A 12,687-nucleotide genomic window follows, 5' to 3' on the forward strand; every position below is an offset into this window, starting at 1 on the left:
CATCACCCTTCCCCACGCCGCCGCCGGGCGCTAGGCTTCCGCGCAATAAAAAGCCTGCGGGACGGAAATGGACACTTTCGATTACGTGATTGTCGGCGCCGGTTCCGCCGGCAGCGTGCTTGCCAACCGGCTGAGCGAAGACCGCAACGTCACGATCTGCGTGCTCGAGGCCGGCCCCGCCGACTGGCACCCCTACATCCATCTGCCCGCCGGCTTCATCAAGACGTTTTATAATAAAAGCATCAACTGGTGCTATTCGCAGGAGCCCGGCGAATACACCAATGGCCGGCGCATCTTCTCGCCGCGCGGCAAGACACTCGGCGGCTCGTCCTCGATCAACGGCCACATCTATAACCGCGGCCAGCGGAGCGACTTCGACACCTGGGCGCAATACGGCAACAGCGGCTGGGGCTATGCCGACGTCCTGCCCTACTTCAAGCGTATGGAGCGGCGCATCGGCGACGGCGACGCCACCTTCCGCGGCCGCGACGGCGAACTGACCGTCACCGACATCGACTGGCGCGATCCGCTCTGCGAAGCCTTCATCGAAGGCGCGGTGAGCCTCGGCATTCCACGCAATCCCGATTACAACGGCACAACGCAGGAAGGCGTCGCCTACGCGCAGCGCACCATTCATAACGGCCGCCGCATCAGCGCCGCCACCGCCTTCCTGCATCCGGCGGTGAAGCGCGGCAACGTCACCGTGCGCACGCATGCGCACGCCACCGCAATCACCTTCGACGGCAAACGCGCCACCGGCGTTCGCTATTCCATTGGAGGCCGCGGCGGCGAAGCCATGGAAGTGCGCGCCCGCAAGGAAGTCATCCTGTCGGGCGGCACCTATAACTCGCCGCAGTTGCTGCAACTGTCCGGCATCGGTCCGGCCGCCTTGTTGCAGGCGCACGGCATCGCGGTGCTGCACGACCTGCCCGGCGTCGGCGAAGGCTTACAGGATCATTACGCGCCGCGCTCGGTCGCGCGGGTCAAGAACGTCAAGACCATCAACGAACGCGCGCGCGGCCTTAATCTGGCGATGGAGGCCTTGCGCTGGGCGACAACGCGGCGCGGCATTCTCGCACTGTCGCCGACTTTGGTTTATTGCTTCTGGCATTCCGGCGAGACCGCCGAAAGTTCGGACCTGCAACTCACCTTCACGCCGGCGAGTTACATGGAGGGCGAGCAAGGCAAGCTCGAGCGCGAACCCGGCGTCTCGGTCGCCGCCTGGCAGCAGCGGCCCGAAGCGCGCGGCTATGTGCGCGTGCGCTCCAGCGATCCATTCGAACCGCCAATCATCCAGACCAACTATCTCGGCCACGAGCTCGATCGCCGCGTCACCATCGCTGGCATGAAGCTGGCGCGCCGCCTGCTCTCTTCCGAGCCGATGAAAGCCTATTACGACTACGAGGAATTCCCGGGGCCGAAGGTGCAGAGCGACGACGAATTCCTGCACGCGGCGACGCAGCGCGCGCAGACCACCTTCCATCCCGGCTGCACCTGCCGCATGGGCCCCGCGACCGACAGGATGGCAGTGGTCGACGACCAGCTTCGCGTCCACGGGCTCGAGGCGCTGCGCGTCGTCGATGCCTCGATCATGCCGCGCATGATCTCGGCCAACCTCAACGCCTCGACCTTGATGATCGCCGACAAGGCCTCCGACATGGTGCGCGGCCGCGCCGCGCCCGAAGCCGCCCGGATATGAGCCGATCAGGCGCGGCGATAACCGGCGAGCGAAGCATCGTCGACATCGGGTAGATTGACGATGATGTTTTCCGGCGTGCGGCAGGCCAGCCACCACAACTCCTGGGTCCTGCTCATGTTGGCTTCGAGGTGCGGCAGATACGGCGGCACGAACATGAAGTCGCCTTCCGACAGGTCGATGTAGTCCTTGAAGCCCTCGCCGAAATAAATGCGGGCGCAGCCGGACAGCACATAGGCTCCGGTTTCCGCTTCGCCATGATGATGCGGCAGCGACCGGAAGCCAGGCGGATTGCTCGCCTTGCCGAACCAGAGCCGGGTCGCCGGCGTATGCTGCGGGCCGACCCCGGTGACCAGCGTCAGGCCGCCGGACTGTCCGGTGTTGGAATTCTCAGCGCCCTTGCGCGTCACGATTGGCCGCACGCTCATTCCCTGTCTCCTCGCCGGTGGAACAGGGCCTTGATACCACATGGACGGACCCCGCCGGCGGCGCTAAACCGTCAGGCATGGCCAAGATCGACCAGAAGTTCGAACCCATCACAGCCGCCGAAGAAGCCGCCGCAGCGGTCCCTGCCCCCGGCGTCGTCGCCACCGACGGCCCCTCGGCCGATCAGGCCGGCGGCACGCTGACGATCGACCTTGGCGCGCTCGTCGCCAACTGGCAGTCGCTCGGCCGCCGGGTCATGCCGGCGGAATGTGCTGCGGTGGTGAAAGCCAACGCCTACGGCCTCGGCATCGAGCAGGTCGTACCGGCTCTCGCCAGGGCGGGCTGCAAGACTTTCTTCGTCGCCGATCTCAGCGAAGCCCGCCGCGTCCGCGCCGTAGCGCCCGACGCCGCCATCTATGTGCTGAGCGGCATGTTGCCGAACACCGGGCCCGCCTTCGCCGATATCAAGGCACGGCCGGTGATCAATTCGACGGTCGAACTTGCCGAGTGGGATGCCTTCGTCGCCGCCTCCGGCTCGCGCGGCGGCGCCGCGCTGCATGTCGATACCGGCATGAACCGGCTCGGCGTGTCGATCAATGACGCGGCCGCGCTGGCGCCGCGCATCCGCGCCGAGAACCACGGCATTCATTTGCTGATGAGCCACTTCGCCTGCGCCGACGAGCCGGAGCATCCACTCAACGACAGGCAGATCAAACTGTTTCGCGAAGTGCGCCTCCTCTATCGCGGCATTCCGTCGTCGCTGGCGAATTCGTCCGGCATCTTCCTGAGCGATGCCGCGCATTGCGATGTCGTCCGCCCTGGTGTGGCGCTCTATGGCGTCAATCCGACGCCGGGCAAGCAGAACCCGATGCAGCCGGTCGTCGGCCTCAAGGCGCGCGTCGTGCAGGTGCGTCACGTGACGCGCGGCGAGACGGTCGGTTACAGCGGCACCTGGACGGCGCGGCGCGCGGCACGCATCGCCGTGGTCGCCGCCGGTTATGCAGATGGATATTTGCGCGCTTCCGGCTCGACCGACGAAGTGCCCGGTGGCGCAGCGATCGTGGCCGGCAAGCGTTGTGCGTTGGCCGGGCGCGTCTCGATGGACCTCTCGACTGTCGACGTCTCCGAACTGGCGGAAGGCGCGGTGCGCCGCGGCGACATGGTCACTTTGATCGGCGACGACCTCACCTTGGACGAAGTCGCTCGCGGCGCCGGCACCATCGCCTATGAGCTGCTGACCGGGCTGGGCAAGCGGTTTCACCGGGTCTACGTCAAGGACTGACCTGTCCCCCTGCTCCGGTCGAAAGCCGCGCTCCGGATGGCAGGCTTGGCACTTCGTTTACGAATGTTCTTGTACTGTTCTCATGGCCGCCCTAGCCTGGGGCGGACCATTTCGGGGACGATTCTCGCCATGTCGAAGCGCAGCCTTGCCTTTATCTGCCAGAACTGCGGCGCGGCGGCGCCGCGCTGGCAAGGCAAGTGCGAGGCCTGCGGCGAGTGGAATTCCCTGGCCGAAGAAGGTGGGGATCGCCCCGCCGGGCCACGCAAACCCGGTAAGGGCCGGCTGTTCAAGCTCGAGCCGCTGACCGGCGAAGCCAAGGACGCACCGCGTCTGGCGTCCGGGGTCAATGAACTCGACCGCGTTACCGGCGGCGGTTTTGTCCGCGGCTCGGTCATCCTGATGGCGGGCGATCCCGGCATCGGTAAATCGACGCTGCTCATCCAGGCGAGCGCGGCCCTTGCCCGCGCCGGCCATCGCGCCGTCTATATCTCCGGCGAAGAAGCCGCCGCCCAGGTACGGCTCCGCGCCGAGCGCCTGGGATTGTCCGATGCCCCGGTCGAACTGGCGTCGGAGACCTCGGTCGAGGACATCATCGCCACCTTGTCCGAAGGCAAGGTGCCGCGGCTGATCATCATCGACTCGATCCAGACCATGTGGACCGACGCCGTGGAAAGCGCGCCCGGCACCGTCACCCAGGTGCGTGGCGCAGCGCAGACTTTGATCCGCTTTGCCAAGCGCTCCGGCGCTGCGGTGATCCTGGTTGGCCATGTCACCAAAGATGGCCAGATCGCGGGCCCGCGCGTCGTCGAGCACATGGTCGATGCCGTCTTGTCCTTCGAAGGCGAAGGCTCGCACCAGTTCCGCATCCTGCGGGCGGTGAAGAACCGTTTCGGTCCGACCGACGAGATCGGCGTGTTCGAGATGACCGGGTCGGGCCTGCGCGAGGTATCGAACCCGTCGGAACTGTTCCTGTCCGAGCGCGATCTCGGCTCGCCCGGCACCGCCGTCTTTGCCGGCATGGAGGGAACGCGGCCGCTGCTGGTCGAAATTCAGGCGCTGGTCGCGCCGACGTCTCTGGGAACGCCAAGACGGGCCGTGGTCGGCTGGGATTCGAGCCGCCTGGCCATGGTTCTGGCGGTGCTGGAAGCGCATTGCGGCGTCAAATTGGGCGGCTACGACGTCTATCTCAATGTCGCCGGCGGCATGCGCATCAATGAACCGGCGGCCGACCTTGCCGCCGCAGCGGCCCTCATTTCATCGCTGGCGAATTCTCCGCTGCCGGCCGATGCCGTCTATTTCGGGGAGGTGTCGCTGTCCGGGGCGATCCGCCCGGTCAGCCGCAGCCCGGCGCGGCTCAAGGAAGCGGCCAAGCTCGGCTTTGTCCGCGTCGTGATGCCGGACGCGGTCCGCGGCGAGAGCGGCGACCCGGCGCTGAAGATTTCGGGCGTCGGCGCCCTTGCCAGCCTGGTTGCGGATATTGCCGCATTGGGGAAGCCCCGCCCGGTCGCGCAGCAGCCGCGGTCAAAAGACGGGTGACGGCGCGGTATCGCCCCGCTATAGAGGGCGCGCTTCCCGCCGCCAGGGTGCCTTCCCGGCTCGTGGCTGTGGGCAAAAACGAGCCTGACCTAAAGCACTTAAGGCCGATGTTGACGCCCTGCCCGTAAGCCGCCAAGACGGCTTTGGGAAACAAGGGCTTTGGATTCGCCGTGCCGGCCGCTTCGTGGGCAGGTGCCGCGCCGATGCCGTTTCGCGGAGCGCTTGGAAAAGCCTGGCATGCCCGTCACCTTGCTCGACATTCTCCTCCTCGTCGTGATGCTGATCTCGGGGCTGCTCGCCATGATCCGCGGCTTCATGCGCGAGATCCTGTCGATCGGCGCCTGGGTCATCGCCGCGCTGGTCACGCTCTATACCTTCGCCAAGGCGCTGCCGATCGCCCAGGGCTACATCTCCAGCACGACGGTCGCCACCGCGGTTACCGTCGGCGCCATCTTCATCGTCACGCTGCTGATCGTCTCGATCATCACGGTCCGGATTTCGGACATGGTGCTGGACAGCCGGGTCGGCGCGCTCGATCGCACCCTCGGCTTCCTGTTCGGGCTCGGCCGAGGCCTGCTGATTGTGGTGGTCGCCTATCTGTTTTTCGACTGGCTGGTGCCCGATCGCAGCCAACCGGCCTGGATCAGCGGCGCCAAGTCGAAAGTCGTGCTCAAGAGCACGGGGGATTGGCTCAAGGGCATGTTGCCGGACGACCCCGAAAGCACCATCTTACAGAAGTTGAAGAAGCCGAAGCCGGCCGACCAGGATGCGCCGCCGGATAGCGCGCCCGGCCAGCGGTCAGAACTGAGCGTGCCCGTGCGTGTGGCTGCGGTTCCGCAGCACGACCCGAAACTGGGAACCCGCTGATGCCAGACCAGATGCAGGATGCAAACTCCGGCTTTGACCAGCACAAACCGGAGGACCTCGATCTTTTCGCGGACCGGTTACGCGAGGAATGCGGCGTGTTCGGCATTCTCGGCCACCCCGACGCCGCCGCCATCACCGCGCTCGGCCTGCACGCCCTGCAGCACCGCGGCCAGGAGGCCGCCGGCATCGTCTCGTTCGACGGCCAGCGCTTCCACTCCGAGCGCCGTCTCGGTCTCGTCGGCGACACCTTCTCGCGGCGCGAAGTCATCGACCGGCTGCCGGGCACCGCGTCGATCGGCCATGTCCGCTATTCGACCACCGGCGAAACCATCCTGCGCAACGTCCAGCCGCTGTTCGCCGAACTCGAAGGCGGTGGCTTTGCCGTCGGCCACAACGGCAACCTCACCAACGCCCTCACCTTGCGCCGGCAACTGATCCGCGACGGCGCCATGATGCAGTCGACCAGCGACTCCGAGGTCATCCTGCACCTCGTCGCCCGCGCCAAGCGCAACCGTTTCGTCGACCGCTTCATCGAGGGTCTGCGCCAGCTGGAAGGCGCCTACGCCTTCGTCGGCCTCACCAACAAGAAACTGCTGGGCGCCCGCGATCCGCTCGGCATCCGGCCGCTGGTCATCGGCAAGCTCGATGGCTGTCCGATCGTGACCTCGGAAACCTGCGCGCTCGACATCATCGGCGCCGAATATGTGCGCGACGTCGAGAACGGCGAAGTCGTCGTGTTCGACGAGGAAGGCGCGCACTCGCACAAGCCGTTCCCGCCGCAGGCGGCGCGGCCCTGCATCTTCGAGTACATCTATTTCGCCCGTCCCGACTCCATCGTGGGCGGCCGCCACGTCTACAACGTGCGCAAGGCGATGGGCGCCGAGCTCGGCCGCGAGGCCCCGGCCGGCGCCGACGTCGTCGTGCCGGTGCCGGACTCCGGCGTGCCCGCCGCGCTCGGCTATTCGCAAAAGACCGGCATCCCCTACGAGCTCGGCATCATCCGCAATCATTACGTCGGCCGCACCTTCATCCAGCCGACCCAGGCGATCCGCGATCAGGGCGTGCGCATGAAGCATTCGGCGAACCGCGCCGTGGTGCAGGGCAAGCGTATCGTACTGGTCGATGACTCGATCGTCCGCGGCACGACCTCGCGCAAGATCGTGCAGATGATGCGCGACGCCGGCGCCAGCGAGGTGCATTTCCGCATCTCGTCGCCGCCGATCACGCATCCGGACTATTACGGTATCGATACGCCCGACCGGGACAAACTGCTCGCCGCCACGCATGATCTCGAAAGCATGCGCCGGTTCATCGGCGCCGACTCGCTCGCGTTCCTGTCGGTCGATGGCATTTACCGCGCCATGGGCCTGCCCGGCCGTGACAACGCCAAGCCGCAGTTCACCGACCATTGCTTCACCGGCGACTATCCGACCTCGCTGACCGACCTCGAGCAGCAGGATACGCCGCGGCAGCTCTCGCTGCTGTCGGAAGCGGTCTGAACTCATCTCCCTGTTGCTGCAGGAGGCCTCGTGATGGCACCGATCGTGCTTTATTCCGGGCCGCTCTCGATGTTCGGCGCCAAGGCGGAAATCGCCTTGCGCGAAAAAGGCGTGCCATTCGAACTCGTCATGGTCCCCTTCGCGGCGGGCGATCGCTATGACCCGGTGCACCCGGAGGTCATGCGCATCAACCCCAAGCGGCAGGTGCCGGTGCTGGTCCACGACGGCCTCGAAATCTTCGATTCAACATTGATCTTTGAATATCTGGAGGATGCCTTTCCGGAGCCGGCGCTCTGGCCGAAGGACGCCGTGCCGCGCGCGCAGGCCCGGCTCCTCGAGCTCAAATCCGATGAAATCGTGTTCATGAACATTGTCCGGCTGTTCGGTCTCGAAGACACGCCGCAGCATCCGGTTGCCGTCGACGCGGTCGCCAAGGCCTATCGGCACTATGCCGAATTGGATGCGAACCTCGCCGGTCGGGATTTCATCGCGGGCGCCTTTTCCTATGCCGACATCGCCCTGTTCATGGCGCAGTTCTACGGCGAACGGAAAGGCGCGATGATGAACGAGACCACGCCCCGGCTGCTCGACTGGCGGACACGCGTGCTCGCCCGGCCCGCCGTGCGCACCGTCATCGGCCGGATGGGCGCCTGGCTGACATCACAGAGGCGCGAGTCGCCGGGCTACATTGCCGATGCGGTTGCCGCCAGCCGGTAACCAGCCTGCCGACTTGACCTGCGTCGCTCCTCATGGTGAGGAGCGCTCCGAAGGAGCGCGTCTCGAGCCATGAGGCCTCATCCTTCGAGACGGCCGTATCCGCGGCCTCCTCACGCCGAGGGTTGAGTGATGACCGCCTTGAAGCCGCTTTCCGACAAAATCGCCCTCGTCACCGGTGCCTCGCGCGGCATCGGCGCGGCGCTGGCGCTGCAATTGGCGGAGGCCGGCGCCCACGTCGTCGCGGTCGCCCGCACGGTCGGCGGTCTCGAGGAACTCGACGACAAGATCAAGGCGGCAGGAGGGACGGCGACGCTCGTCCCGGTCGATATGAAGGACATGGACGGCATCGCCCGTCTCGCGCTGGCGATCCACGATCGTTACAAGCGCCTCGACGTCATGGTCGGCAATGCCGGTATTCTCGGGCCGCTGTCACCGCTGCCGCATGCCGAGCCCAAGGACTTCGACAACATCTACGCCGTCAACGTGAAGGCGAACTGGCAGCTCATCCGCACCATGGACCCGCTGCTGCAGGCGGCGCCCGCCGGCCGCGCGGTGTTCATTACTTCGGGGCTTGGCTGGATGGGGCGCGCCTACACCGGCGTGTACGGCGCGAGCAAGGCTGCGCTCAATGCGCTGGCGCAAAGCTACGCCGCCGAAAACGCGACGACGAGGGTGAACGTCAACCTGTTCAATCCCGGTCCGACGCGCACGCGCATGTATGCCAGCGGCTGGCCGGGCGTCGATCCGGACACACTGCCGCCGCCCGACGAAGTTGCAAAGGCCATTGTGCCGTTGTGCCTGCCGTCATGCACCGAGAGCGGCAAGGTTTACGATTATCGCGCGGCGAAATTTCTGACGTTTCAGGCGCCGGTATAGGTCGGCGCTTCGCCCTCCACCGGAGGGACAAGACAATCAGTGCTTCCTTTTCGCCCGCCCCTCGAACGGGTTGGCTTTCTCACGCAACGTCAGGCGCACCGGCGTGCCCGGCATCTCGAAAGCTTCGCGCAGCGAGTTGGTGAGATAACGCTTATAGGCGTCGGGCACCGCATCGGCGCGGGTGCAGAACACAATGAAGCTCGGCGGCCTCGCCTTGGCCTGCGTGATGTAATTGAGCCGCAGACGGCGGCCCGACACCGCCGGCGGCGGATGCGCCGAAACGGCGTCTTCGAACCAGCGATTGAGCGCGCTGGTCGGGATGCGCTTGTTCCACACCGCATAAGCATCGATGATCGCCTGCATCAGACGGTCGAGCCCCTCGCCCGTCAGCGCCGAGACCGCGACCAGCGGCACGTCGGGCAACTGCATCAACTTCTCGCGGGCCTTCTCGCGCAGCCGCGATATGTCTCCGGGAGCGCGGTCCTTGAGATCCCATTTGTTGATCGCGATCACCACCGCGCGACCTTCGCTTTCGACAAGGTCGGCGATCTTCTGATCCTGCTCCTCGAATGCGTTGTCGACATCGAGCAGCACGACGACGACATCGGCAAAGCGGATGGCATTGAGTGACTCGCTGACGGACAGCTTTTCGAGCTTCTCGTCGATGCGCGAACGGCGGCGTATGCCGGCGGTGTCATGGATGAGGAAATGATTGCCATGCCATTCCATCTCGACCGCGATTGAATCGCGCGTCGTGCCGGCCTCCGGCGAGGTCAGCAAACGATCCTCGCCGATCAGGCGATTGATCAGCGTCGACTTGCCGGCATTGGGGCGGCCGACGATGGCAACGCGGATGGGATGCGGCGCATACGGATCTTTGACTTTCTCGATCGCTTCCGCGGTCAACTCCGGCAGCGCCAGACGCAGGGCGTCGTAGAGATCGGGCAGGCCTTCATTGTGCTCGGCGGACAGCGGCACCGGCTCACCGAGCCCGAGTGAATAGGCGTCGAGACGCCCGGATTCCCCCGCTCTGCCTTCCATCTTGTTGGCGATCAGCACGGCGGGCTTGCCCGACTTGCGCACCAACTGGGCGAATGCGCGGTCGTCGGGGAGCGCGCCGGCGCGCGCATCGATGACGAAGAATACGGCGTCGGCCTGTTCGATCGCCGTCTCGGTCTGTGCCCGCATGCGGCCGGACAAGGTCTCGGCGCCCGATTGCTCGAAACCGGCGGTATCGATCACGGTGAAGTCGAGGTCGCCGAGCCGCGCCTCACCTTCGCGGCGATCGCGCGTCACGCCCGGCCGGTCATCGACCAGCGCGACACGCCGGCCAACCAGGCGGTTGAACAGCGTCGATTTTCCGACATTGGGCCGGCCGACGATGGCGACGGTGAAGCTCATGAAAAGCCGATCTGCGCGCGACGAACGGCCCTAACCGGGCCGCCCTATCAACGCTGGAAGGTACCGGATGGCTGCGGCGCCGGCCATGACGAGCTCGACGACGATGTCGAGCCCTGCGCTGGCGCGGGCCAAGCCGGGGCCGCCGCCGGTTGCTGGGCGGCGGGCGCGGGTGCCGGCTGTGCTTCGACCGGTTGGGTCGGCGCAGCCTGCGCGGGGGTCGCATTGATGCGGGTCGGCTTGGGGCGCGCTGCCTGCCGTACCTTCGGCTTCGGCTTGGCCTTCGGCTTTGCCGGTTCGGCGGGAGCTGCACCCGCAGCAGAGGTATCGGCCGCTGCGGACTTCGCCCCCGGCTCGGCCGGCAGGTTGTAGCCCGGATCCGGCGCTTCCTGCGCGCCCTTGCGGTATTCCGGCGGAATGCCTTGCGTGACGCCCGGCACGCCGCCGGGGAACAAATCCTCGCGCTGACCCGGCAGCTTCTTCTTTTCGTTGAGACCGAAAATGTCGAGGCTGTCAGGATCGAAATTGGCGCAGCCGGCGATCATCGGCGTCACGCCGACCAGCACGGCCCACAAAACGATGCGTCGCAGGTTTCGCATCGGCTTTGCCCTCAACCTTTCTTGCCGTCGTTCGGCGCGCCTTCAGTCGCCTTGCCTTCACCGGCAATGAGCGCAGTCAGCACATCCATGCGCTGACGCGCGCCGGGCGGAGTTTGGCCATCGGCCGTCAGCATATCGATATAGCGCTTGGCCTCGGCCGCGTTATTGGCGTGCCAGGCCGACAGCGCCAGCAGTTCGCGCGCGGTGTGCCGATAGGGCCGTCCGGCCGCGGTAATCGGCTCGAGCCGGCTCTTCAGATCGGCAAAAGGCGCGCTGTCGACCAGCAACAGGCCGGCGCGCAAGGTGGCAAGATCCTGCCAGGCCTGGCCCAGGCTGCCATCGGCGGCGATCGCATCGTAAGCCTTCACGGCATCGGCGGGCTTGCCGGGATTGGCCTGAGCCAGTTCGGACGCCTCGCGGAAGCGGGCGAGAACGGCATAGCCCTGCGGCGCTTCGCCGACGACCTTGGCGAAGGCCTTCTCGGCCTCGGCATGCTTGCCCTGCTCGCTCAGGACCACGGCCTCTTCGAAAGCCGCGCCGGCGACTGCCGCCTTCTGCCCCGTCCAATACTCGTAGGCACGCCAGCCGCCGATGCCGGCGACGATCAACACGGCAACGGCGATGATGAGAAGGCTGTAGCGGTCCCACAGCGCTTTCAGGCGCTCGCGCCGGACTTCCTCGTCAACTTCATTAAAAATATCGGCCACTTAAGGCTCCCAGCCGTAATCGATCAGACCCCCGCCCCTGCCGGGCAACAGGCGGCGTAACCTAACGATATGGCGGCCGCAAGGCAAAAAGCGCCCCGACAAGCCTTGAGATTCAGGGGGTTAGCACGGCTGCGCGTCAGTCCGGGGCGCGGCCTAAGGCCGCGAGCCCGGAATCCATATCCCCGACGCCGCAGCGGATGGAGTCCAGAGCGGCCCATGGCGCGTCGAAGCGGTCCGCTGCGGAATGACCCGAGCCTACTTCTTCTTCATCGGATAGGTGTGCTCGGGCGCCGGGAAAGTCCGGGCGCGGACCTCGGCGGCATAGCTCGCCATCGCCTTCTCGATGCCTGGCCCGAGGTCACCGAAGCGCTTGACGAATTTCGGCACCCGCGGCGTCAAACCGAGCATGTCCTCCATCACCAGCACCTGGCCGTCGCAGGCGACGGAGGCGCCAATGCCGATAGTCGGGATCGAGACCGCCTCGGTGATCTTGCGGCCGAGCGGCTCGGCGATCGCCTCGAGCACCACGGAGAAAGCGCCCGCTTCGGCCACCGCCAGCGCATCCTGCTCGATCGGCGCCCAGTCGGTTTCATCGCGCCCCTGGGCGCGGAACGAACCGATGGTGTTGATCGACTGCGGCGTCAGGCCGACATGCGCCATCACCGGCACGCCGCGCTCGACCAGGAAGCGGATCGTCTCCGCCATGCGTGCGCCGCCCTCCATCTTGATGGCACCGCAGCCGGTCTCCTTCATGACGCGCGCCGCGCTCATGAAGGCCTGTTCCTTCGACGCCTCGTACGTGCCGAACGGCATGTCGACGACGACAAGCGCGCGCGAGGAACCGCGCATCACCGCGTGGCCTTGCAGGATCATCATGTCGAGCGTGACCGGCACCGTGGTCTCGAGGCCGTGCATCACCATGCCGAGCGAGTCGCCGACGAGAATGACGTCGCAGTATTTGTCGGCGAGACGCGCCGTATGCGCGTGATACGACGTCAGCATCACGATGGGCTCGCCGCCCTTGCGCGCGCGAATATCCGGCGCGGTGAAGCGCTTGATCTGTTCCTGAACCGACACGTTAAGT

12 protein-coding genes are annotated in these 12,687 nt (G+C 66.2%); 7 read left to right on the forward strand and 5 right to left on the reverse strand.

The window, feature by feature from the left end; translation table 11 throughout:
• The first annotated feature begins 67 nt into the window (after positions 1 to 67).
• Positions 68 to 1,699: a GMC family oxidoreductase N-terminal domain-containing protein gene (locus ASD45_RS10850; protein WP_056911495.1), complete on the forward strand. Its 1,632-nt coding sequence runs from the start codon at positions 68 to 70 to the stop codon at positions 1,697 to 1,699.
• Positions 1,700 to 1,704: 5 nt separating this feature from the next.
• Here ASD45_RS10850 and ASD45_RS10855 read toward each other — a convergent pair whose 3' ends face one another.
• Entirely contained in the window at positions 1,705 to 2,124 is a 420-nt protein-coding gene (locus ASD45_RS10855) for a cupin domain-containing protein (protein ID WP_056911496.1), read from the reverse strand.
• A 77-nt stretch (positions 2,125 to 2,201) separates the two neighbouring features.
• Between ASD45_RS10855 and alr the strand changes: the two genes are divergently transcribed.
• From alr to ASD45_RS10885, 6 genes are all read left to right on the forward strand, one after another.
• Positions 2,202 to 3,404 carry an alanine racemase gene (alr, locus tag ASD45_RS10860; protein WP_056911497.1) on the forward strand — a complete coding sequence of 401 codons (1,203 nt, stop codon included), beginning with the start codon at positions 2,202 to 2,204 and terminating at the stop codon, positions 3,402 to 3,404.
• 129 nt (positions 3,405 to 3,533) lie between these two features.
• A complete protein-coding gene (gene radA / locus ASD45_RS10865) occupies positions 3,534 to 4,940 on the forward strand; it encodes a DNA repair protein RadA (RefSeq protein WP_056911498.1) in 1,407 nt (468 codons plus the stop codon).
• Between the two features lie 237 nt (positions 4,941 to 5,177).
• The gene (locus ASD45_RS10870; RefSeq protein WP_082540783.1) at positions 5,178 to 5,807 is read left to right on the forward strand and encodes a CvpA family protein; all 630 of its coding nucleotides are present in this window, start codon (positions 5,178 to 5,180) and stop codon (positions 5,805 to 5,807) included.
• Entirely contained in the window at positions 5,807 to 7,306 is a 1,500-nt protein-coding gene (purF, locus tag ASD45_RS10875; protein WP_056911499.1) for an amidophosphoribosyltransferase, read from the forward strand. The genes ASD45_RS10870 and purF overlap by 1 nt, the downstream gene beginning before the upstream one ends.
• 33 nt (positions 7,307 to 7,339) lie before the next feature.
• On the forward strand, positions 7,340 to 8,023 hold the full coding sequence (locus ASD45_RS10880) for a glutathione S-transferase family protein (protein WP_056911500.1): 684 nt from the start codon (positions 7,340 to 7,342) through the stop codon (positions 8,021 to 8,023).
• A gap of 129 nt (positions 8,024 to 8,152) precedes the next feature.
• Positions 8,153 to 8,899, forward strand: coding sequence for an SDR family NAD(P)-dependent oxidoreductase (locus ASD45_RS10885; RefSeq protein WP_056911501.1), 747 nt, complete (start codon positions 8,153 to 8,155; stop codon positions 8,897 to 8,899).
• Between the two features lie 36 nt (positions 8,900 to 8,935).
• On the opposite strand, the gene der is transcribed toward ASD45_RS10885, so the two are convergent.
• The 4 genes from der to panB all read right to left on the reverse strand — a co-directional run bounded on the left by der (position 8,936) and on the right by panB (position 12,680).
• Complete coding sequence (gene der, locus ASD45_RS10890) at positions 8,936 to 10,300, reverse strand: ribosome biogenesis GTPase Der (protein ID WP_056911502.1); 1,365 nt, start codon at positions 10,298 to 10,300, stop codon at positions 8,936 to 8,938.
• Between the two features lie 47 nt (positions 10,301 to 10,347).
• Positions 10,348 to 10,896, reverse strand: coding sequence for a hypothetical protein (locus ASD45_RS10895; RefSeq protein ID WP_056911503.1), 549 nt, complete (start codon positions 10,894 to 10,896; stop codon positions 10,348 to 10,350).
• Between the two features lie 11 nt (positions 10,897 to 10,907).
• Entirely contained in the window at positions 10,908 to 11,603 is a 696-nt protein-coding gene (locus ASD45_RS10900) for a tetratricopeptide repeat protein (RefSeq protein WP_056911504.1), read from the reverse strand.
• Between the two features lie 255 nt (positions 11,604 to 11,858).
• Positions 11,859 to 12,680 carry a 3-methyl-2-oxobutanoate hydroxymethyltransferase gene (panB, locus tag ASD45_RS10905; RefSeq protein ID WP_056911505.1) on the reverse strand — a complete coding sequence of 274 codons (822 nt, stop codon included), beginning with the start codon at positions 12,678 to 12,680 and terminating at the stop codon, positions 11,859 to 11,861.
• Between the last annotated feature and the right edge of the window lie 7 nt (positions 12,681 to 12,687).

It is taken from the genome of Pseudolabrys sp. Root1462 (genome assembly GCF_001426945.1).
Lineage (GTDB): Bacteria > Pseudomonadota > Alphaproteobacteria > Rhizobiales > Xanthobacteraceae > Pseudolabrys.